General features: G+C 62.7%; 17 protein-coding genes. 6 read left to right on the forward strand and 11 right to left on the reverse strand.

The genetic code is table 11. The annotated features are described in order from the left end of the window. Nucleotides 1-456: 456 nt before the first annotated feature. The gene (glmS, locus tag BLW62_RS17350; protein WP_090508287.1) at nt 457-2,271 is read right to left on the reverse strand and encodes a glutamine--fructose-6-phosphate transaminase (isomerizing); all 1,815 of its coding nucleotides are present in this window, start codon (nt 2,269-2,271) and stop codon (nt 457-459) included. A gap of 831 nt (nt 2,272-3,102) precedes the next feature. Between glmS and BLW62_RS17355 the strand changes: the two genes are divergently transcribed. Together BLW62_RS17355 and BLW62_RS17360 are read left to right on the forward strand one after the other, a co-directional pair. Beyond that, nucleotides 3,103-5,163 (forward strand): cation:proton antiporter, encoded by a 2,061-nt coding sequence (locus BLW62_RS17355; protein WP_090508288.1) that lies wholly within the window; start codon nt 3,103-3,105, stop codon nt 5,161-5,163. A gap of 248 nt (nt 5,164-5,411) precedes the next feature. After that, on the forward strand, nt 5,412-5,594 hold the full coding sequence (locus tag BLW62_RS17360; RefSeq protein ID WP_090508289.1) for a DUF5786 family protein: 183 nt from the start codon (nt 5,412-5,414) through the stop codon (nt 5,592-5,594). 449 nt (nt 5,595-6,043) lie between these two features. On the opposite strand, the gene BLW62_RS17365 is transcribed toward BLW62_RS17360, so the two are convergent. The 5 genes from BLW62_RS17365 to BLW62_RS18860 all read right to left on the reverse strand — a co-directional run bounded on the left by BLW62_RS17365 (nt 6,044) and on the right by BLW62_RS18860 (nt 12,441). After that, entirely contained in the window at nt 6,044-6,763 is a 720-nt protein-coding gene (locus tag BLW62_RS17365) for a helix-turn-helix domain-containing protein (protein WP_175459794.1), read from the reverse strand. A gap of 305 nt (nt 6,764-7,068) precedes the next feature. Continuing rightward, entirely contained in the window at nt 7,069-10,431 is a 3,363-nt protein-coding gene (locus BLW62_RS17370) for a bacterio-opsin activator domain-containing protein (RefSeq protein WP_245726743.1), read from the reverse strand. Between the two features lie 92 nt (nt 10,432-10,523). Beyond that, complete coding sequence (locus BLW62_RS17375) at nt 10,524-10,946, reverse strand: universal stress protein (RefSeq protein WP_090508290.1); 423 nt, start codon at nt 10,944-10,946, stop codon at nt 10,524-10,526. Between the two features lie 106 nt (nt 10,947-11,052). Further along, entirely contained in the window at nt 11,053-12,162 is a 1,110-nt protein-coding gene (locus tag BLW62_RS17380; RefSeq protein ID WP_090508291.1) for a DUF354 domain-containing protein, read from the reverse strand. 123 nt (nt 12,163-12,285) lie between these two features. Next, nucleotides 12,286-12,441 (reverse strand): hypothetical protein, encoded by a 156-nt coding sequence (locus BLW62_RS18860; protein WP_175459795.1) that lies wholly within the window; start codon nt 12,439-12,441, stop codon nt 12,286-12,288. Nucleotides 12,442-12,614: 173 nt separating this feature from the next. Between BLW62_RS18860 and BLW62_RS17390 the strand changes: the two genes are divergently transcribed. Beyond that, the gene (locus BLW62_RS17390) at nt 12,615-13,574 is read left to right on the forward strand and encodes a glycosyltransferase (RefSeq protein ID WP_090508293.1); all 960 of its coding nucleotides are present in this window, start codon (nt 12,615-12,617) and stop codon (nt 13,572-13,574) included. Between the two features lie 150 nt (nt 13,575-13,724). On the opposite strand, the gene BLW62_RS17395 is transcribed toward BLW62_RS17390, so the two are convergent. The 4 genes from BLW62_RS17395 to BLW62_RS17410 form a co-directional block, all read right to left on the reverse strand. Beyond that, a complete protein-coding gene (locus BLW62_RS17395) occupies nt 13,725-14,693 on the reverse strand; it encodes an NAD-dependent epimerase/dehydratase family protein (protein ID WP_090508294.1) in 969 nt (322 codons plus the stop codon). Further along, nucleotides 14,690-15,628 carry a DUF362 domain-containing protein gene (locus BLW62_RS17400; protein WP_090508295.1) on the reverse strand — a complete coding sequence of 313 codons (939 nt, stop codon included), beginning with the start codon at nt 15,626-15,628 and terminating at the stop codon, nt 14,690-14,692. The genes BLW62_RS17395 and BLW62_RS17400 overlap by 4 nt, the downstream gene beginning before the upstream one ends. Further along, nucleotides 15,625-16,728 (reverse strand): Gfo/Idh/MocA family protein, encoded by a 1,104-nt coding sequence (locus BLW62_RS17405; protein WP_090508296.1) that lies wholly within the window; start codon nt 16,726-16,728, stop codon nt 15,625-15,627. The genes BLW62_RS17400 and BLW62_RS17405 overlap by 4 nt, the downstream gene beginning before the upstream one ends. A 178-nt stretch (nt 16,729-16,906) precedes the next feature. Next, complete coding sequence (locus BLW62_RS17410) at nt 16,907-17,545, reverse strand: hypothetical protein (RefSeq protein ID WP_090508297.1); 639 nt, start codon at nt 17,543-17,545, stop codon at nt 16,907-16,909. 115 nt (nt 17,546-17,660) lie between these two features. On the opposite strand from BLW62_RS17410, the gene BLW62_RS17415 reads away from it, so the two are divergent. Then, nucleotides 17,661-18,500 carry a DUF8170 family protein gene (locus BLW62_RS17415; protein ID WP_090508298.1) on the forward strand — a complete coding sequence of 280 codons (840 nt, stop codon included), beginning with the start codon at nt 17,661-17,663 and terminating at the stop codon, nt 18,498-18,500. A gap of 46 nt (nt 18,501-18,546) precedes the next feature. On the opposite strand, the gene BLW62_RS17420 is transcribed toward BLW62_RS17415, so the two are convergent. Beyond that, complete coding sequence (locus BLW62_RS17420; RefSeq protein ID WP_090508299.1) at nt 18,547-19,527, reverse strand: polysaccharide deacetylase family protein; 981 nt, start codon at nt 19,525-19,527, stop codon at nt 18,547-18,549. A 287-nt stretch (nt 19,528-19,814) separates the two neighbouring features. Here BLW62_RS17420 and BLW62_RS17425 point away from each other — a divergent pair, with 287 nt between their 5' ends. Further along, the gene (locus BLW62_RS17425; RefSeq protein WP_090508300.1) at nt 19,815-21,404 is read left to right on the forward strand and encodes an alkaline phosphatase family protein; all 1,590 of its coding nucleotides are present in this window, start codon (nt 19,815-19,817) and stop codon (nt 21,402-21,404) included. Between the two features lie 466 nt (nt 21,405-21,870). Further along, nucleotides 21,871-23,076 (forward strand): carboxylate--amine ligase, encoded by a 1,206-nt coding sequence (locus BLW62_RS17430; protein ID WP_090508301.1) that lies wholly within the window; start codon nt 21,871-21,873, stop codon nt 23,074-23,076. The last annotated feature ends 12 nt before the right edge of the window (nt 23,077-23,088 follow it).

Here is a 23,088-nt window from a genome sequence, read left to right on the forward strand (position 1 = left end):
ATTTCTATCCAGTAATGGTTCGTTTGAGCCCGCGTAGCTACCGAAGGCTAAGCGAACACCCCCACCACTCTGGGCTCGGTAGCGAAGACGAATTTCACACTCGCGTTCGAGGCGAGAACCCGTGGCGATTGCAAGTGTTGTTCTTACGTGTATGACTATTGTTAGCACGTTTGGAGAGGGTCGATTGAACGATTGACACACCACGCGACACTCTCCGGAACAACTTCCGACTCGAACGGTCGAGTCACGGTCGGGACCCGACGCGACCAACGGATCCGAAGCCATGGGGGGAGTTTCGGTTCCGACGGCGTCGGTGACTCCTTCCCGGCGGAATCAACGAGCAAACGATCCGTGTAAAACAGTTGTACGCGATCCGAACGTCCTGCGAAACAGTAGCGATAGGCGTGTTACCGTTTCACTCGTTCCACCCTCTCCCATATTCGTGTTGGCGAACCCTCACTCGACGGTCACGCTCTTCGCGAGATTACGTGGTTTGTCGATCGGCCGGTCGAGCGCGTCCGCCGCGTAGTAGGAGACGAGCTGGAGTTGGACGTTCGCGAGCAACCCGGCGAGATCCGGAACCGTCTCGGGAATCTCGAGGTGAGCGTCCGCTACCTCGAGGGCGCGGTGGCCCTCCGGACAGACGGCGACGAGCGGAGCGCCGCGGGTCTGCGCCTCCGACGCGTTTTTCAGCGTCTTCTCGTCTTCCTCACCCGTGAACACCGCGAACACGGGCGTCTCCGGGGTTACCAGTGCGAGCGGCCCGTGTTTGAGTTCGCCCGAGGCGAATCCTTCCGCGTGCTCGTAGGTGATCTCCTTGAATTTGAGTGCCCCCTCGAGTGCAACCGGGAACCCGAGTCCACGGCCGATGAAGAAGTACGATTGGCTGTCCTCGTATCGGTTCGCGATCGCTTCGGCGTCCGAGCGAACGAGGATGTCGTCGAGTGCACTCGGCATCGTCGCGAGTTCGGGGAGGAACGTCTCGAAGTCGACTGCGGGTTCGCCAAAGCGATCCTCCACGATTCGCTGGCCGAGCAGCGTGAGCATGACGGCCTGCGAGGAGAACGTCTTCGTCGCGGCGACGCCGATTTCTGGGCCGGCCCGGATGAACAACGCCTCGTCGGCCTCTCGAGCAGCAGTCGAACCGACGACGTTCGTCACGGTCACGGTGGTCGCCCCCTCGGCGGCGGCGTGGCGCAGGGCGTTCAACGTGTCTGCCGTTTCGCCACTCTGCGTCACCGCGACGACGAGCGTCTCCTCGTCGATCGGTGGCGCGGAGACGCTGTACTCGTTCGCGAGGAGTGCATCGGATTGGATTCCAGCCTGTTTCAACGTCAGCGAGCCGTACAACGCGGCGTGATAGGACGTCCCACAGGCGACGAACTGGACGCTCGAGATGTCGTCGAACGTACCGGGTTCGAAATCGCCGAGCGAGATGCGGGCGTTCTCGGGGTCGATGCGCCCCTCGAGCGCCTGCGCTAACGCGGTTGGCTGTTCGTGAATCTCCTTGAGCATGAAATGGTCGTACTCACCCTTCCCCGCCTGTTCGGGATCCCACTCGACGGTTTCGGACTCTCGAGTGACCGGGTTGCCAGCGAGGTCAGAAAAGGTCACACCGTCGTCGTCGACGATGACGACGTCGCCGTCCTCGAGATAGACGACGCTGTCGGTGTACTCGAGGAACGCGGGGACGTCGCTCGCGAGGAAGTACTCGCCGTCTTCGATACCGACGACGAGTGGCGAGCCCTGTCGGGCAGCGTAGAGGACGTGCTCGCCCGACAGCATGGCCGTGACGGCGTAACTCCCCTCGAGGTCGTCGATAGCCTGTCGAAATGCCGCTTCGTTGTCGAGTCCGTCGTCGAGGTAGTACTGAATGAGATGCGGAATGACCTCGGTGTCCGTATCGCTCGTGAACGTATGCCCGTACTCGGCGAGTTCCGATTTGAGGTCGGCGTAGTTCTCGATAATGCCGTTGTGAACGACGGCCACGTCTTTCGTTTCGTCCGTATGCGGGTGGGCGTTCTCGTCGGTCGGTGGCCCGTGGGTACTCCAACGAGTGTGGCCGATGCCGACCTCGCCTTCGATCGGGGTGTCACCGATCGATTGTTTCAGTTCGTCCACCTTCCCGGAGCGCTTTTCGACGTCGATACCAGCACCGTTTTGAACGGCGATACCAGCCGAATCGTAGCCGCGGTATTCGAGATTCTCGAGCCCGGTTAACAACGGTTCGAGAGCGTTTCCATCACCGACGCGGCCGATTATTCCACACATGAATAGCTCACTCTCCAAACGACTGTCCGAACACGGACGGTGCTCCAGATGTCAGGGTGGGTTCTGGACGCGACCTCGAACGAACGCACGTGTGACATCGAAACACGTCTCGTGACGGTCGTGATCGTGTCATCAGTAGTCGTTCGTCCGTGGCGACTGTTCGAGTCGGCGAACGGTGCACGGACATGATACAGTGGTGCCCACCGGCACCCATTACTATAGACGGACTACTACCTGCGGTAGCTAGCCGGTAACAACCCCGTACGGGCGCTGTCTACGCCCTGTTAGCAAAGGCAACGGTAATCAGGAATACGATTATTTTGGGAAGACACCCCATATTTCGGACTCGAAGTGTAAATTGAGTTCTCATCAGCAGGCATTAGTTCCGGTATGTAAAGCAAACAAGCGCTCAAGGAACTGATGAAAATAGCGCTCGAGGTGTCCCACGAACGGGACGGTCGGCGACTGTCAGCGGCCATCCGAAAATGCCACGATAGGTGGTGATTTTCGGGGCCATCTGAACGCGACGACGACCGAAGAACGATCTCGAGACGAACAAACGTGAACATATTTTTCTAAATACTGTGGAAATGCGCTATTTCTGCATCATTGGCAGTCGATACGAAAGCAAATTGAACGCGTATCCGAATCCACCGTTCCGAATCACACATTTTATTACCTTTCCAGCCATTTTTTCGCGACGATTACGCTGTTACGAGTCGAAATCGCACGAAAGCTGCATCGTTTGCCGGAACTGTCGTTCGGTCCACCGGCCAGGCGATTTCGCCTCCGATGGGCCGATTACCGCACCTGTAGGCACTCACAACACCGATGAACACCCCTCTCGTCATCAATAGCTTCGACGTCCCACTCGAGGACCCAGTACTGGTCTTTACGATCGCCATGGCCGTGTTCCTCGTCGGGCCGTTACTGGTCAAGCGACTCGGCCAGCCGGGTATCGTCGGCATCGTCCTCTTCGGCGCGGCGATTGGCCCGGGTGCGCTCGAGGTCGTCGAACACTCGGACGCGATCGAACTCCTCGGCGAGGTTGGCTTGATCTATCTCCTGTTCACGGTTGGACTCGAACTCGACATTCAAGGGTTCAAAGAGGCACCGGAGAACGCGGCGCTGTTCGGCCTGGCGAGTTTCTTCATCCCGTTTACGATCGGGACGGCAGCAACGCACCTGATTCTCGGGCTCGACATCTGGGCAGCGCTTTTGCTTTCGTCGGTATTCGCCTCGCACACGCTGCTCGCGTACCCGATCGTCAATCGATTAGGCGTCACGAAAAACCGCGCCGTCACGGCGGTTTTCGGCGGGATTCTCTTTACGGATACGCTCGCGCTCGTCGTACTCGCGATCGTGACCGGTGCCGTCGACGGCGGACTCACCGTCTGGTTGTTCGTGCAAGTCATCGGCTCGCTCGCCATCCTCTTTGGGAGCGCATTGTTCGTGTTGCCGCCGGTGTCTCGGTGGTTCTTCCAGAGTTTCAGCGAGGAGAGTTACTTCGAGTTCCTGTTCGTGATGGTCGGTATCTTCGCCGCAGCGAGTCTCGCCGAACTACTCGATCTCTCTGGCATTCTTGGGGCGTTTATCGCCGGAATCGCACTCAATCAGATGATCCCACAGGGCGGCACGCTGATGAACCGAATCGAGTTCGTCGGCAACGCTTTCTTTATCCCGTTCTTCCTCTTGCACGTCGGCATGCTCGTCGACCCGAGCGTGATCCTCGACGGGCCGGAGACATTGCAGATCACCGCGCTCATCGTCGTCGTGATGGTCCTCGGCAAAGGCGCCGCGGCGTGGCTCGTCGCCGAGATTCAGGGATACACGACCAACGAGCGAAACGTCATCTTCGGCCTCTCCGTCGGGCAGGCCGCAGCGGCACTGGCGATCACCCTCATCGGTTTCGATGCCGGACTCTTCGGTGCGGAAGTGCTCAACGCCGTCGTCCTCATGTTGCTCGTCACGGCACTCTTGAGTCCGTGGGTAACCGAGCGCGCGGCGAGAAGCGTCGCACTCGAGCGCGAGGTCGGCGACGGAGACGACAGCGCCAAAGACCCCAACATCCTGTTGCCGCTGTCGCACAACGCCGAGTTACAACAGCGCCTCCTCGAGCTTTCCTTTATCCTCAAGGGTGAGCAAGGTGGTGAACCCGTTCACGTGATGACGGTCATCCAGCCAAACGGCGACCGGGCGACCGAGACGGAAGTCGCCTCCGTCTCCGAGGATCTCGAGGGGCTCGCGGCGGCAGGCAGCGCCGCCGAGGTCCCAATCGAAACCGAAACGCGCGTGAATCACAATATCGCGTCCGGGATCGTCCAGGGAGCAGTCGAGGTGCAGTCGAACCAGATCATCATGGGCTGGGACGCGAGTTCGACGTTCCGCCATCGGATCTTCGGGAGTACGATCGATCAGGTGCTCGAGCAGACGACGCTCCCCGTGATGATCTCACGACTCGGACACCCGATCAACACGACGAAACGGATCTTCGTGGTCGTCCCGATCGGGGCCGATCACCACGAAGGATTCTACGAGGCCGTCCACAGCGTCAAGCGAATCGCCACGAGCCTCGGTGCGGAGTTGAACGTGATCGTCGTCGACGGCTCGGCCCACCAGTTCGAGCAACTGTTCAGCCTCGTCGAAGAAGACGTCCCGGCGGATTTCGACGAAATATCCGACTGGAGCCAACTGCTGACGAGCCTCGAGGACAAAACCGAAGACGACGACCTGGTCGTGACGATCTCACCCCGTCGCGGCGACGTCGGCTGGCACGAGGAACTCGAGGATCTGCCGGCGCGATTGAGCGAGTTGCCACCGGAGTCGTTCATCACGATTCATCCGCGACAGGGCGAACCGGAGTACGACCGACAGTACCTGCGCCTGAAATAGGCTGCGGGGTGTCGGATTCTGCGGGCGGCCTGTGGCGTCGGGTGGGTCGGTCGGTTAGGCGGCGTCGCCGGCTGGTGAACACACCACGGTTCCGGTCCAGACCCCACGCAGGGACGGTGTCGGGGTGGGTGCGGAAACGACGTCCCAGCGTGCGCGGTCGCGAGTCTGTCACTCGAGTGCGTGTCCCGGCGACGCAGAAATTGAGAACGAATCGCCACACCTTTGGCAGTTCCAATGAACTACATGGTATGGGTTTTGGTAGCTACGATGAATCCGAGCAGCAGCAACAGACTGCCGACGACGAGGACGACGTCGAAGCAGTGAACGTTCACGAAAACGATCACGACGGGAAATTGTCGTTCGAATCCGATGCGACGACCGACGAACTCGTCTCGCAACTCGGCTCGATGAAAGACAGCGACGAAGAGTAATCGGCGACGCGGTGGCGAGTGTTTTCTGCATGTCCTCGAGTGTGTGTTGACTATGCTCTGTTGAAATGCTTGAAACATGACATATCTCAGGAGCCCTGCTGAATACAAGGCGCGAATGTGGCACGGATCTGAGCGTGATCAACGCAGTGGGTTGAACGATCAGTACAGGCGAACCTCTTTTCGCCTCGGGTGCGCTTGGCGCTCCGCTCGACGAAAACCCGTTCATGCCAAAAAGCCGGTCTCGCTTCGCTCGACCGGCGAATCGCGCTCACTACCGGGTCCTTCGGACCGCTCGTTCGCGCGAATGCTCGTGTTCGATTCGCACGTATAGTGAGCGGATGGTTCACTGATTTTGACGTGGAACAAACGAAGTCGGCGTGCTGCACTAATCCTCTGTATTCAGCAGGCGACTTCTATCAGCTGTTAAGAATTTTAACAGGGCCTGTCAACTACCGTTGACACAGCGTCGACGTACAAAGTTGACCAATTGCCCGACGTAACCGCTGTGAGACGGCGGATTTCGAGACACCGAGTCGCTCGGCCAATTCGTCCTGTGAGATGCCACGAGGCACCTCGAAGTAACCCTCCTCGTAGGCGACGGCGAGGAGTTGTTGTTGTTTGTCCGTCAGTGCGACGACGCCGTCGTCGTCGTCGTCCGACACCCGAAGATGATCGACGGAGACCGAAATCTCTCGCTCTCGGCAGCACTCGTTGAACGAAATTAGTCGGTCTCGGCTGGGGAAGTGAAACTGCGCGAGCCAGCCGTCGCGCGAACTCGAGAGGTCGAGCAGGCGGCCGCCGACCGACGCGGCTCGAGCGATAATTGGGATCGTCTCGTCGGTTCGAACGAGGCGATAGATCCGTCGGTCGGGGTAGCGGTCAACGAGCACTGGTTCGGTAACCGTGGGGTCGACCGCGAGGGCGGTTTCGAAGGCGTCGAACGACTCGCCGGAGACGGAACAGAACACGAGCGTGCGCCCCGTCTCGACGGTCGTCCAGTACTCCGGCGTGACCGTCACGGTCGGTACGCGACGCAGCGTTGGCCCGAGCAACAGCGAAGGGTGCTCGAGTCGGAGTTGGGTGACGATGCCGCCGTCGGCCTGCGACTCGAGAACCGTCCCGTCTCGGTCGTATTCTTGGTGCTCGGTGCTCACAGAGAGATCTCCCATCCGGAGAGACGGGTGCTGTAAGTGCTCGTTACCGTAGACTCACTCATCGAGTGTCACATTCGACGCCGCGCGCATGGTGATAGACGCTATACAGCAAATCGTATCGGCTTTCGATGCTATACCTATTCAGGCGTCGTTCCTGCTGAGTGTTCGCCCCTGAGAGAAATAGTCGATTACCGAGCGCAGACGCTGTCGTTCGCGAAAGTAAGACGGCGATACCGGATACAGAGGTGAATCCTCGAGCCAAACGACGGCGATCCGTCAGCTCGGATCCACCAGCTGCGACCGCGGTGGAGAGACCGCGCTCACGCCCGGTCGTCGAAGAGCGACGAGAATACCTTCCCCTGTGCAACCCGGAGGTGACGGCTGAACGTCGGTTGGGAAACGCCCAGCGAATCGGCCACTTCCTCGCCGGTGCTCTCCCGGGGCCACGCGAAGAAGCCGCCGTAGTACGCCGCCTCGAGCGTTCGGAGCTGTCGCTCGGAGAGCGTCCGGCGAAGGTCGGCGTCGAATGGTTGGCCGGAGTGAATCGAGCGGTCGCGGTCCCGACGAGCCAGCAAATCGACGTCGCCACTGGTTCGCTCGAGCACCTCGAGGATCGATCTCACGTCGGTCGATCTGGGCACCTCGAGCACGAATCGGGTTCGATCGCCAGCGGGTGCCACCGACTGAACCCTGGCCCCGTGAGTTGCGAGTGACTCCGCGACGGTTGGCTCGGCGAGGACGAACTCGTAGAGCGGTTCCGACTCATCGCCGACGCGCCGACCGGTTTCGACCGATTCGATGGCGTCGACGACGGACTGGGCGGTACCGGCCTCGTCATCCCGGACGGCACAGTACACCGTCGACGCACCCGTCGCTCGCGGAACGATGGCCTGCACGGTGAGTTCTCCGCCGACCTCGTGAGCGATGGCCGAGAGCGCGTCACCGTCGCCGTCGTCATCGCGTCGAACGGCCACCTCGAGTTCGGTGAGGCGATCCGCGAGGAGCGCTCGTTTGCGTTCGTCCGCGGCGAGCGCGTAGCTCGTGACCGTCGCGAGTTCCAGATAGCGCTCGCGAATGGAGTCGTCGAACGCCGACGGCGTGTCTGCGAACGCGGTGAGCATGCCATAACAGCGTCCGTCGACGACGAGTGGGACGGCCAGCGCGGATCGTCGACCCTCCTCGAGCGCTCGTCGCCGCCACCCCTGATCGGGTTGCGTTCCGTCGGCGTCGATTGCGTCGACGACGACCGGTTCGAGCGTCGTCGCAGCGAGCGCGGCCGGGTGCGTCCCCTCCAGGCTCGCGTCGTCGGTCTTCGAACGGCGGGGATCGACAGTGTCGGCCGGAATCGCCACCGGCTCGAGGTCGTCGACGTCGTCCCCCGCCCACGCCTCCGGCACGATTCGTTCGGACCCGGTGTCGATGCGACCGATCCACGCCAACTCGACCGCTCCGGCGGACTCCTCGAGGGGGATCGAAGTCGCGGCCTCACAGCACGTTCGTTCGATCTCACCGCGAGAGTCACAGGCCAGGATGTCCCGTTCGTGTTCGCGGAGACGCTGGCAGCGCTCGAGGGCCGTCTCGAGTCGGCGGTTCTCGGCGAGGGTTGCCCGGCGATCCGCCGCGGACTCGAGGGCGTCGAGTGCGGTGGCACCGACCCGGCCGATGGCGAGGAGTGGCTCTCGATCGATTCGCTCGAACGCTAACGGATCGGAACTGGCCACGAGAGCGATTCCGTGTGGTGGGAGGGGGACGACGAGCAACCGTTCGGCACGGAGCCCTCCCTGCGTGAGGAGCGACTCACACTCCGCGCGGTCGAAAACGGTCGCGGTGATTTCGGGTGGATCCACTGTTCCCGACTCGCCTCGCCCGCTCGAATCGGACCCGTCCGCCCCGTGCTCGAGCAAACTCGAAAGGGGAGGCGTGTCGCGGTCGATCGACGCGAGTTCGCCAGGAGAACGCGAGGTCGGAGTGACGACCGTTTCCGGTCGAAGGGCGTCGTCGTCGAGTCGGTACCAGGCACCGAGGTCGCCACCGCTGTACTCGAGGATGGCCTCAAGAACGGCCGACGTAACGTCTGAGAAACTCTCGGCGTCCCGGATTTCGTCGGTCGCCGACTCGAGTGTCTCGAGCGTGCCGGCTGGCGATCGGGTTCTGTCGCGGACGACGCAGAGCGTTCGGTCGTCAGCCGAGAGTGGTGTGACGAATACGTCGACCGGCACCGAATCGTCGCCGGCGGTGAGTGTGCCCGTAAGCGGGTCCATCCACCGGACGAGCGGCGACCTCGCACGCTCGTGAATCGCGGCCGCGAGCGCGTCGTCGAACACGGCCTCGAGTCCGCGACCGACGAGCGTGTCGTCCTCGGTCAACTCGAGTGTTGTGGCGTTCGCGAACGAAATCGTCTCTCCCTCGAGGACGAGAACGCCGTCGCCGAGCGCGTCGACGACGGACTCGAGCAGATCGAATCGGGTTCGGTCGACGGCCGTGGAACCGTCGGGCGGAACCGCCCGTGCGTGCACGGTGAACCCAGTGTTCGTGTCCGTATCCGAGTCTCCGTCTGTGTCTGTCTCCCAGCCTGTCTCTGTATTTATCTCTGTTTCTGTACCTTCGTCAGCGTCGACCACACCGGCTTCGTGGGGAGAGACCGTGACTGCGAGACGTGTCTCGAGGGATGGATACGGCGTCTCGAACTCGACGGCCGAGTTCGTCCGGGCGGCCTCGAGCGCTCGCTCGTAAAACGTCGACCTGACGCGTTCGTCGAGGAGGTCCCAGATGACAGTTCCCGTAGGCGACGAGTCCGTCGTCTCGAACAGGTCGCGGGCCGCGGCGTTCGCCTGCCTGATCTCCCACTGCGGGCCGAGGGTAAACAGCGGGTCGTCGATCGAATCGAGGACGGTCTGGGTCGAATCGGCTGCGCCAGTCGCTGGACTCGAGACGGGCAAGAGCGTGAGGACGACGCCCGTCACTCGTGGATCCGCGAGTCGGTTTCGAGCCGAGAGTTCGGCGGCGCTCCAGGTGCCGTCGCCGCGTCCGATTCGCGCCGACACTCGCTCGTTCGCTCCGAGCGCCCCCCTCGAGACGCGTTCGAAGACAGTCTGCACCCGCTCGCGGTCGTCCGGGTGGACGAGTTGGGCGAGCGGCGTTCCCTCGAGTTCCGCGGGTGTGTAGCCCAATCGCTCGTCGACGGCACCGTTCGCGGAGACGATCGTCGCCGACTCGTCGAGGACGCACACGAGGGCGTCGGATCGCTCGAGAATCGACTCCGTGGTGCCGTCGGATTCCATCGCGTGTTGATACTGTCGCGCAGCAGTTTTCACGCGCGTGCCGACGAGCGACGCGGGATCCTCGGAATCGACGACGACGCTCGCGCCCGCCTCGAGGGCTCGCTCTTCTCTCCTCGCATCCGCCGCGTGGCCGGTGACGGCGACGATCGGAACGCTGTCACTTCGCGTGCGAATCCCTGCGATCGGGGGTGGCTCGCCCGAGTCGGGGTCGAACTGACAGACGACGCAGTGAATATCGAGGCGGGCGAGTCGCTCGAGGGCGCTCGCGAGCGAGCGTTCGCGAACGAGCGAGACCGAATCGAACTGCGAGGAGAGCGTGGCCATCGTGGCGTCGATCTGACTCGAGTCGCCGACGACGAGAACGCGAAGCACGTCGCCCGTGGGGACGGGGGAGTCACTCACCGACGGCACCTCCGGAATCGGGCGTGAGTAGCGAGAGCGGAGTGCTAGAAGCGACCGCGCGGAATCGTGGATTGTGGACGGTCGGCGGCCGATTACGTCCGCTCACGGACGGTGACGACCGGCACCGGTGCGTTTCGAACGACCTCCTCGGCGACGCTTCCCACCACCAGGTGATCGAGTCCCGTCCGACCTGCCGTACCGAGGACGACCATGTCGATCGCGTTCGTCTCGGCGGCGTCGACGATCTCTTCCTGTGGCACGCCGTGGCGAACGGTCGTCGTCACCTCGAGGTCGCGCTCGAGGGCCGCTCGCTCGGCGTCCTCGAGTGCGCTCGTGGCGTCGCTCTCCGGGTCAGAACGCATCTCGTCTTGCTTTTCCGAGCTGTGAGGACCGTCTTCGGAGACCGAGACGATGTGGAGACTCGCGCCGAGTTGCTCGGCGAGAGTAATTGCGTGATCGGTGGCCTGTCGTGCGCCGTCCGTCCCGTCGGTCGCGAGCAAAAGTGAGCGATACATGGGCACAACTATCGTCAGACTGACTGATACATCTCGCACTTGCTCGTGCCGGGTGTGGATAGTGAAGCTAAGAACGGACGCGAGTGCTCGAGAGCGGAGTTCAGAATTAGATCTGCGGTCGATCGTGGCCCTTCGCCTGCAAGGCGCCACGCGTCGACGAACTGAGTCGATCGATGGAACCACGAGATTCGGCGACGTCGACCAACAGTTCGGAGAGGTTCACGAGGTCTGCGACGTACTCCTCGCGGCGTCGTCGCCAGCGTTCGGCCGTGCCGTCGTCCGCGAGTAACTCGAGTGAGTGCTCACAGAGCGAGTCGTAGTCGTCGAACTGTTTGGCCAGGTCGGCGCGCTCGAGTTCCACGAACTCGCCGTACTCGTGGTCGTCGGTTCCTCGATACCGGATCGCGGGCGTGCCGAGCAGGGCTGCCTCGTTGACCATCGTTCCCGTATCCGCGACGAGCAGCGACGCTTCGGCCATCGCGTCGTGGATCAGGGCCGGGTGGAGGTCGTACCACTGGGCAGAGAGGTCCTCGAGGTCCATGTCGTCGCCCTCGTCCGAGACGAAGACGGTCGCGTGCTCGCTCAGTCGGCGGATCAGGTCACGTCGCTGCTCCGGTTCGAATCCCTCGAGGCTGGTGTCGTGCAGCGCGTCGAGAGCGTTGAACCGGACGATTGCGAAGGGTTCGTCCGGGTCGACGCCGAGTAGCTCCCGGACGGGTTCGTCCCGTTCGAAGACGGCGGGGTGGAGGTACGCACACTCTTTGAAGCCCTCGAAGGTGTAGTGGGCGTCCCCGAGGTCGCGGCGGGTGACCGCCGGCGAGAGGATACAGTCGGCGAACGGCCGAGAGACGGCGTAGTTGAAGTCACCCGGTTCGTCGTCGAGGACCAGGACGACCGGCGTTCGGGTGAGCGTCCCGGCGAACGCCGCGTACGGGCCGCGACCGAAGACGACGTCGGGGCCGAATCGGCGGGCTTCGCGCGCGATCGTTCGAATCTGTCCCCCCAACTCTCGAGCGAAGCGAAGTTTCGAGTAACGGTCGGTGCCGTGGCCGCCGTAGACCCGATACGGCAGCTCGAAGTAGTCGAGTAACGCCGTCGTACAGGCGTAATCCCGAGTCAATACGAGGACGTCGTGGCCCGCGTCCTCGAGGCGGTCGACGACGTGTCGATACAGGTGGACGTGTGCAGGCGTGTTTGCAAAGACGAGGATCCGCATCGACAGACCGTACGCCTGAGTGATCCTTTGTAATCACACAGCTACCTGATACACCCGTTCGCGAAGAATTTCTCGCCGAGCGTGAACGAGCGCGCCGACGGAGAAACGGGCGTGAAACCCGCCCTAACGCGTAGCTACCGTCTCGAGTCGGTGGCGTTCCTCGAGCCTACCGACGAACGACCGAGCGCGACGCGACGACGGAACGAGGTCGCCGTCGCCGATAACATCCGTGTCGTGGCGGCGACCCTCGTGCTCCCAGCGACGACTAATGGAAGCCACAGGCGGGCCACATCGATCTATAAGAGTACGTGAAGAAAACCACGGTCGCCGTGACGACGAGCGTCGTTCTCGAGGAGTGATAACGCGGAAGCTGGTGATTTCGGTCTGCCGGCCGATCGCAGTTCTGTTTATAACAAAACGCCGGGTGCTGGTAGCACGCAGATAGTCGGCTAATGCACGTCCTCACGATCACGAACAGCGCCGACGCACCGTTTATGAATCAGCAGATGGACGCTCTCGAGCGCCACGGGGTCACGTTCGAGATTGTGACGGTCGACGGGACCGACGACGAAACCGACCGCACGGCCCTCGATTACCTCCGCACGATTCCGTCGGCGGTCGCCGAGGCGAGCAACGGCTACGATCTGATTCACGCACACTACGGACTGACGGCACCGATCGCGCTCGCACAGCTTCGAACGCCGGTCGTCCTCTCGCTGTGGGGTTCGGACGTACACAGTCCCGTCAAACCACTTAGTCAACTGTGTGCGCCGCTGTGTGAGGAAGTCGTCGTCATGTCGGATCGAATGCGTGAGGCGCTCGGACAGGACGCACACGTCATCCCCGACGGCGTCGATCTGACGAAGTTTCAACCGGAGTCACGAGAGCGCGCTCGAGCGAAAATCGACTGGGAGACGGGCGACGCCTACCAGGTCCTCTTTCCGTACTCGCCAAAACGTGGGGTCAAGGATTTTCCACGAGCGCGCCGAATCGTCGCCGCGGCCAGCAACTTTCTCGAGCGCCCGATCGACCTGCGGACGGTCTCCGACGTGCCCCACGAGACGGTTCCCGACTACATGAACGCTGCAGACGCCCTCCTGTTGACCTCGAAAAGCGAGGGCTCTCCGAACTCGGTCAAGGAGGCGATGGCTTGCAACCTCCCCGTCGTCGCAACCGACGTCGGGGACGTTCGAGAGCGACTAACCGGCGTCACGCCCTCTTACGTCGGGCGCACCGACGAGGAACTCATCGAAGGCCTGATCAGCGTCCTCGAGCGCGAATCGCGTTCGAACGGTCGCGAGGCCGTCCGCGAGGTGAGCCTCGAGGAAACGACGAGTCAATTACTCGAGATCTACGAACGCGTCGCTGGAACGTCAACTCGACGGGTCGAAAACGTCGCACAGCAAGAGTAAGAGACGAAATCTATTTCGCCGTCATCAGCTGCTGGTGGGATTCGCTTCGAGCCGACGATCCCGCGAGGCTCAACGAGTTCGACGATCCACCGTAGAAACCGTTTCGACGGTCAGCACAATTGCACTTTCATCGGTTGCGGACTGTGAGGATCAGACTTCCTCGCGGTACCAGGCCATCGTCTCAGGAAGGTGGTCCTCGAGCGGCCGATACTCGTAGCCGAGTTCCCGCTCGGCCTTTCTCGAGGTGTAAAAGAGGCGCTGCGTGGCGAGAGACGCCATCTGTCGGTCGAAGGGAAACATCCGAACGCCGGCGACGGCGCTGGCGGCTTCGGCGACCGGACCGGCGGCCTGAATCGCCAGCGACGGCACCTGAATCCGGGCAGGCGTGCCGTCGGCAGCATGTGCGATGCGCCTGACGGCCTGATTGTAGGTCAGGTTCTCCCCGCCGAGGACGTAGTGCTCGCCGTTCGTCCCCCGTTCGTCGGCCAACAACAGGCCGTCGACCACGTCGGAGACGCCGACGATGCTCAGGCCACCGGGGAGGTACGCCGGCATGGTCGGCTCGAGGCCCATCGCGAGCAGTTGCGCGGTGAACTCCTCGTCGCCGGGGCCGAAGATCGACGTCGGATGAACGGTGACGGCGTCTCCGCCCGTGGCGGCGTACTCGTCGACCATGCGCTCGGCCTCGGCTTTCGAGGCCTGATACGCGCCGATCGGTTCGGCCACGTCGGTCTCGTCCGCAACCTCCGCCCCGTCCGGTGGACGACGCGTCCCGGAGGTGCTGGTGAAGACGAGTCGGCCGACATCGCCCTGCCGGCAGGCCTCGAGCACGCGCGCCGTGCCGTCGGCGTTGACCCGGTAGACGGTCTCCGGGCCGGCGCTCCAGAGACCGATCCCGGCGAGGTGAAAGACGGTATCGACGCCGTCGACGAGGTCCGCGAGCGTCTCATCGTCGAAGAGGTCCCCGACGTACCACTCCACGCCCTCGAGGTCGCCGCGATCCGACGTAGGACGGCTCAGTCCGCGAACGTCCCAGCCGTCCGCGAGCAGGCGTTCACAAAGGGCAGACCCGAGGAATCCCGTCGCGCCGGTGACGGCGGCGGTAGTCGACCCGGTCATGGTCCCTGCTCGAGTTGTGGTGGGACGGCGTCGCCGGAAACCGTCGCGTAGAGTCTGTAGGCAGCCGTCACGGCGGGGTGCATGTCGTCCGGCGGCGGCAACTCGCCTTTCGGCAGTCGGCGGCGAAGCGAGTCAACGTCGACGCTGACCCCGTCGTTCGGCGTCTCGACGGTGATCGAGGGCACCGACACGCCGAAGGCGTTCTCGAGGGCCGAATCGTCGGCGATCGAACGCTCGAGCAGCGACGAGGCGAGCGCATCGACTTGCGGCGTCGGTCCGGCCAGCAGGGTGTCAGCAGCGACCGGATCGCCACCGTAGGCGGTCGTCGCGTCGAGAACGGTGAGCACGGGTTCGGCGGCCCGCGTCGCCGCGAGCGCGGTCAGTTCGGAGTCGTCGACGCTCGAGACGAATCGCTCGAGCGTGCGCATCCCGCCCGCCACCGGGCCGTCCTCGGTCGGTCGGAGCGTCGGCACGACGACGACGGTGCTCTCGAGAAGTCGTTCGGGGACGGTGAGCGACAGTCGGTCGCCGTCGACTGAGACCACCTGATTTCGCCGCGGTTCGTCCGCCAGGTCGACGAGTGTCGCGTCGGTGGACTCGAGGATGGTCGGATAGCCGAGGTAGTCAGCCGTTCGATCGAAGCCGATTCGATCGTCGCTGATTCCGGCGACGGCAATTTCGGCGGTCGTTCGCCCCTCGAGGTGGTCGACGAGGGCGGCGACGACGGCGGGGTCGGTGACCATCCCAGAGGAGGGATGGAACGGATAGTGGGTATCCGGAACGAGCGTGAGTCGATCGGCAGCGGTGAGCGTGCCCGCGTGGGACTCGAGCAGCGTCCGAATCGGCGACTCGAGTGTCGCCCGTCGACCGTCGCTGTCGGGGTCCCAGCCGCCGCGTCGCTCCGAGGCGTCGACGCCGGCGAGACAGACGCTCACGAGACCACCTCCGGAACCTCGAGGGCGGCGTCGTCGCCCTCTGCGGCTAGTTCGTAGGCCTGTTCGGCCAACTCGAGCGTTCGCAAGCCGACGTCGCCGCCAACGGGCGGGGCCTCGTCGTTTCGGATGGCATCACAGAAGTCCTCGAGCGCGTCGTAGTGGGCCTGCAAGTAGAACGTCGGCCCGAATACGTCGGGATCGCTTCGGCGCAGCCGACTCGTGGCGTTCGTCAGTGCGGATTGAGCGGCGTCGGCGTAGAAGTTCGCCGGCAGGTGATCCTGATTCGTGATCGTGCCCGTGATCCCCTCGAGGCGCAGTCGCGTGTTGACCTCGGGCAGTTGCTCCCACTGGTAGGAGCCACAGTGGAGCGTGATCGTCGTCTCCGTCTCCGGCGCGCGCAAGAGCACCGTCGCGGCGTCCTCGACGGGCACGTCGAGCGTCTGCCCCATCGAGGCGCTCTGAACCTCGAGGTCGCCGAAGAGCCACTCGAGGACGTCCAGACAGTGGACGCCTAACTCGAGCAAGGAGCCGCCGCCGACGGCCTCCGGATCGAGGGGCCACGCTGGCGGCGCTTCGGAGGCGGGTGGCCGACCGAGCGGCCCGTCGTTGAGCCGCGTGATCGAGGCGTAGGGGACGTGTCCGACCCGCCCCTCGTCGAACTCGTCTTTGACGCCGACCATGTCGGGCTGGTAGCGAAGCGTGTGATCGACGCCGAGGGCGATATCGGCTTCGCGAGCGGTTTCGATCATCTCCTCGGCCTCCTCGGCCGTTCGCGCGAGGGGTTTTTCGACGAAGACGTCGACGCCGGCCTCGGCGGCGCGTTCAACCGCGTCCGCGTGAAGAAACGGCGGCAACGCGACGACCACCGCGTCGAGGTCTTCGTGCTCGAGGAGCGTCGTGTAATCGTCGTACGTTCGGGCTACACCGGCAGACTCGGCTCGGTCGCGATTCGACGGCACCGCGTCGGCGGCCGCGACGGGAGTGACCCCCGGCATCGCGCTGGCCGATTTCAGGTGTACCATGCCGATGTTTCCGACGCCGAGGATGCCGAGCGAAAGGGCACTCGAGTCGGACCACCGGCCAAGAAGTGTTGCAGGCATCTGCTCGCAACCCGACTGCCAGCGGGCTTTGTTATCGCCGCCCTACCCGTCTTAGTCGGGTCGTAGCAGCGCCCTTCGGTCGTCGGGTGCTGCATCGAAAACGCTCTGAAAGGACTCAGATGAGCGTCTCGAGAAGGGACACGGTTGACCAGGTGCGTACTCGAACGCACCCGGAAGCCTAGAAGAGTTCGTCGAACGGCCGGTCTGCACCGGATTCAGTCTCGACGTCGTCATCCGGCTCGATTGGCGGCGCATCGAAGAGCCCGTCGCCACCTCGTTCTCGAGCAGCGAGCGCGTCATCGATACTGGCCTCCGTTTCGTCGTCTATCTCTGGAATTTTGAGGGCGGCGCGAACGTCGTCTGGCAGGTCTGGTCGCGACGCGTTCCGATGCCGTTCGATTTTCTCGGTGGTATAGAGATTCTCCTGGAGGGCACGCAAAACCGGGACGTACCGGAGGTAGCTGTACTCATCTAAGAGGGTGATTCCGTAGCTGGTGAACCCCCAGAACTCCCGTGGATCGTTACGCTCGGCCTCATCTCCACGGTATTTGTACTTCACCATCACCTGCTTCTCTGCGAGCCGGTCGAGATGCTCCCGGATGGTGGAGCGATTCTTGGGCACGAGGTATTCGAACTCGTCGAGCGTCACCAGAGACCCCGGGTGCCCGAGCACAGCCTGAACGATATGGTAGCGGGTTTCTTGCGTGAGGAATTGGTGTACTCGTCGCTGTTTCTCGATCGGCAGAACGTCATCGCCACCAAATGAGTCTGACTCGTCGCCGCCCAGATTTCGTGGGCTCCCCACACTATCACTCATTACGTGTCCATTCCGTCTCCGCTCACGTAACTGTTCGGGATAGCCAGGTTGGGAAATAGTATTATTCCCAACCTGAATAAGAACGGTTAAGGCGAACACATCTATAGATTAGAATATGAGTGGCCCACGGGTCCCACGCAATTCGTATGCCATCTACCGGGCCGTCGACCGAATTTTCGAGGGAATACACTCCCCACCACAGGGAGACTACCACGAAGTCGTCCGCTATATGAACGAAGAGCTTCCTCGGTTCGAGCAAGCCGATAGGAGCTATCTGATTCTCGGTAGCTACCGCGGCGCGTACGGACGACGTCTTCGAGCGTTCGCTAACTGCCTCAACATGCCAACAAACGCCGAATCGATCGTTCTCGGGGATACGATCGACTTGGATACTGCGGTTATCCCCGAATTCGACGTCAAGCTCAACCTCCTCGGCGAGGCGGCAGATTACATTGCAGGCGTCTACGAGAAGGAAGACGGCGGAGAGAGCCCGGAGCTCGGGGTCGTCAGAGCACTCTTCGTAAACAAGACGGTCGTGTTTCCGCGCGACTACACTGGCCTCACTCGCGATAGTCTAGAGACACGAGAAGACGTCATCCAGGCTGCACTGGCGGTGTACTACGCTGCTGTCGATCATACTGAGAGTGAGCAGCGAGTCGCCGAGAAGAAAAAAGCGGAACTCGCATCCCTGCTGAGGACAGCCCAAGAGGAAGGCGTCGATATCACCGAGCGAGAACTTACCGACCGCATCAAAGAGCGTCAAAGCGACATCGACGAACCGCCCGCCGAATACAGCTGGGTCCATCTCAGCTTCTTCAAACGGTTCGAGGCGATGGATCAGTGTTACCCCTGGACGACGATGGACGAACTGCGAGACTGTGCCGATGAAATGCCGGGCCCAGAACGTCCACAGTGGGAAACTGAGTTTAACGTCGGGCTGTTCCGTGACGAATAGCCGCTTTCACGGACGTGCCCGTCTGACCAGCAGAGCGTTTCACCGATCAGTTCCCGCCGGCGCTACTCGCCCCACCCGCAGTCGCCTGCCCGTCGACGTGTGTCGACACGCTGTCGAGGCCATCGAGGCCGTGTGATCGATGCAGTCGGTTCGCGACGTCAGCCATCGTTTCGACCGTGAGGTCCGTCTCCTCGCGACGACGAGCGAGGTGGGCGAGGATCGCACGCATCCGCTGGTCGTCTCGTTTCGACGTCAGATTGTTCGGATGAAGCCACATGTGGAACACGCCATCGGTCTGGACCGCCTCGTCGATCCCGCGACGGGCTAACTCGAGCATCGGATCCGCCCAGACGGACTCAGCGACGGTCCGTGCGGGGCCCTCGAACCCGAAGAGGAACAGCGAGGCCGGAACGTTGACCAGCCCGAACTCGTCGATTTCGGGCTCGACGAGCATCGACTGGTCTCGTAGCGTCGAATCGAAGAGGCCTCGAACGCCGTCTCTCGTCGGGGATTTGCCGCGGTAGGCGCTCACGCCGTGCTCTGCGAGTACGTCCCGGTGCCCGACGTCGTTTCGGGGATAGATGAACGAATCGACGGTCTGGCCCCACTCGGCGGCAATCTCGGTCGCTCGCTCGAGTTCGGCCGTGGCGAGGTCGTGATCCGTCGCGGAGTCGCCGAAGAGAACGTGCGAGAAGGAGTGGCTGGCGAACTCGTGATCGACGTCCGACTCGAGGACGCGTCTAACGAGGTCGGGGCCGAATCGGAGGTCCTCGCGATCCGCCCAGCTGTTGCGTTCGCGCTCGAACCAGCCGGGAGGTGCCGGGTGGTCGGCGTGCGTTCCGTCACAGGACTCGAGCATGAGGTGGCCGACGACGGCCCAGGTCGCTTCCACGTCGAACTCCTCGAGCAGATCGCACATGACGCTCCAGCCGCGGCGACCGGCTTCCAGGCGGTCCGTCGGCGGATCCTCGAGGTCGTGAAAGCCCCAGCCGAGTTCGGCATCGAGAGAGAGGACGACGCTACCCACGCAGGCCACCACCAGCGACTACCCAATAATTCCATGCCATACCTCAGTACCTGCGGGAGACATCGTTTTGTTATGGATTGCCTGTCGGCGGAGACAGCCAGTGGCCGCATCTATAGTGACATGATACGATCGGCACAAATCGTGTGATGAGAACCCACGACATTCCTCACTAGCACAATCAGATTGGCGGGTTACCATCCCGAACAGCCGTGAAATCTCCCCATAACAAAGCCGCCATCCCGGTACCACCGAGACAGCAGACGTCCCCGACGTCTCAAATACCAATCATGAGCAGGTCTTCCCCAGCCGAGCGCGCATTCGTGCTCGGATTCGACGGCGTTCCGTGGAGACTCATCGAACAATGGAGCGAAGAGGGGGAACTCCCCAACTTCGCTCGGATGCGCGAGGACGGTGCCTCGGGCACTCTCGAGAGCACGCAACCGGCGACGACGCCGCTCGCGTGGCCCTCCATCGCGACCGGCGTCTGGCCGGACAAACACGGTCTCTACGGCTTTCAGAATCTCTCGTCGGGGTACTCCCACGAGATGTACACAAGCTACGACATGCAACAGCCGGCGCTCTGGGATCTCCTCTCGCCAGCCCACGTCGGCAACGTCCCGATGACGTACCCGCCCCAGGAAATCGACGGCTCGATGGTCACCGGCATGATGACGCCGTCGACCGACAAGGAGTACACCCATCCGCCGGAACTGAAAGCCGACATCGAGTCGCAGATCCCCGACTACACGATCAGCCTCGACTATCCGGAGTACGCCGATCGCCTCGAGGAATTCGAGGTCGCCGTCAACGACATGCTCGAGAACCGACGGACGGTCATGAACCTCCAGATGGCCGAAGCCGGCGACGACTGGCGGCTGTTCTTCTTCGTCTTCACCGCACCTGATCGGTTCCAACACCTCATCTGGGACATGGACCGACTGCTCGCTCACTACAAGAAACTCGACGAGATCCTCGGCGAAGTGATGGACTACACCGAGGAACACGACGCCGACCTCTACGTCACCTCCGACCACGGCTTCGGGCCGATCGAGGAACTCGTCTACGTCAATCACATCCTCGAGGAGGAAGGCTACCTCTTCAGGGAGGAAGACGACGGCACGCGCGGCGCGCTCGCGAGCCTCGGTATCTCCCGAGACCGGATTACGGACGCCCTCGAGCGCGTCGGGATCTCCGAGGAGTTGATCGTCTCGACGCTGCCGCGTTCGCTCGTCGATTCGGTCGCCGAGCAGATTCCGGGAGACCACGCCCTTTACGACGTCGATTACGAGCGAACGGCCGCGTTCGTCCACGGCGCCGGCTGTCTGTACATCAACGACACCGAACGATTCGATAGCGGCGTCGTCGAGCCACGGCAGGTACCGGCGCTCAAAGCGGAACTCACCGACCTCTTCGAGTCGGTCACGAACGACGAGGGAGCGCCGATGCTCAAAGTCCTCGACGGCGACGAGTTGTTCCCGACCGACGACGGTTCGCCGGACCTCATCGTCAACGGCCACGACGTCTACGAGGCCCGCAACGCAATCACCGACGAGGCGACGGGCCCGACCGGCACGTACGCGGCGAGCCATCGGAAAGAGGGAATCGTCCTCTGTCGCGGCCCGTCGATCGAGGCCGGAGCGACGCTGCGCGGGGCCCGAGTCGTCGACATCGCCCCGACGCTCTTACACGGCATCGGCGAACCCGTCCCGAAAAACGCCGACGGCCGCGTTCTCTTCGACGCCTTCGACACGGAGACCGAACCCGCGTCCACGAAAGTCGAACGGACGGGCGTCACGCAATCTGACACCGACGGAAGCGTCGACGACGACTTCACGGACGTCGAGGATCGTCTGAAAGGCCTCGGCTACATGGAGTAAGTACCCGCGCTCGCTCTGCGCTCCGCCACGGCGAAGCACGCACAGCGGATCCTGCGACAATCTCTCTCCACACAGTCGTCATCGATTCATCAACTTCCATCCCGCTCGTTCTCGGCGGCTACCTCGCGACGGACGTCGTTCCGACAGTGACCGACCAACCTGGCAGTGACCAATCAACCAGCGCCTAGTCGAGATAGTAACAAATTGTCACACCGAAACGATACTCGAGTCTTCGCCAGATCGGCGCGCTGATCACGCCAACAGCCTCGTTTCCGTCGGTAGTGGTGACTTCCGAGACGATCAGGAGACGCGGACTCAAGTGCCACGTTCGAACGGGCGTCTGCTGCCTGGCCAGACTAGGACGGAATCGAACGGAGCACTCGCGAACCGAGCGGGATCGTTGCACGTCGGCGGCGCTCACTGTAGACACGTCATAACATTTCTACCCGATACGAGAACGAAAGGTATGGATACTGCCGCCCGGGGTGGACGAGCGTCCGTCGTTATTCCCGGTGTCGCCGCACCCAGTAGTGTCGCTTGCGTCCGATCGCTTGGTCGTCGCGGCATCCGACCTATCGTCGTCTCGAGCGACGAGACGACCCCCGCGTTTCACTCGAAGTACTGTGCAGAAGCGATTCGCGTTCCCTCGCCACACGACGACCTCGTCGCGTACAAGGACGCGCTCCGTGCGCTCGCCGAGCGACCGGACGTTCGAACGATCGTTCCGGTTCGGGAGCCGGATATCTACGTGCTCTCGAAGTACCGCGAGGAGTTCGCCGAGTTCGTCGCCACGCCGTGGCCGGATTTCGAGACGCTCTCGCGAACCCAAGATCGCATTCGACTCTTTTCGGCCGCCGAGACGGCGGGCGTCGACGCACCCGAGACGACCCTGTTCACGGCACCCCCCGACGGCGACCGCCAGTGGATCATGAAGCCACGGTACACAATTCTCGGCGACGAGTACCTCGAGGAGTACACTCCCGAGACGTGCGTCGCCCCGCCGTCGACGACGTACCTCGAGTCGACGCACACGACGAGTGCCGAATCCGCCCAACTCGAGATGCACCACGTGCCGTTAGTCCAGGAGTACGTCTCGACGACCGAGGAGTACGGCTTCTTCGCTCTCTACGACGAGGGGGAGGCAGTCGCGACGTTCCAGCACCGACAGCGACGGGGCTACAGCTACGCCGGCGGGCCCAGTTCGTTTCGCGAATCAGTCGACATTCCGACCCTGAAAGCCGCCGGCCTCGCGTTGCTCGACGAACTCGAGTGGCACGGCCTGGCGATGGTCGAGTTTCTGCGCGACGAAGAAACCGGCCAGTTCAAACTGATGGAGGTCAACCCGCGGTTCTGGTCGTCGCTTCCCTTCACGGTCCGCGCGGGCGCCGACTTTCCGTACTACTACTGGCTGCAAGCCGCCGGGCGAACGGGCGAAATCGACGACGTCTACGAGAGCGGCATCGGTGGCCACCTCCTCCGCGGAGAGGCCCTGTACCTCTACTCGATTCTCACCGACGACATCGGGTTGGTCGAAAAGCCCGGATTCTCGAGCGCCGTCGTCGACGTCGCGCGATCGCTGCTCACACAGCCGCGATTCGATTACCTCACTCGAGACGACCCGCGCCCGTTCGTTCGGGACGCCCTAAACACGATTTCGGCGATACGCTCCTAACTGACACCGTCT

Origin of the sequence: Natronorubrum sediminis (genome assembly GCF_900108095.1) — an archaeon.
Taxonomy (GTDB): Archaea; Halobacteriota; Halobacteria; order Halobacteriales; family Natrialbaceae; genus Natronorubrum; species Natronorubrum sediminis.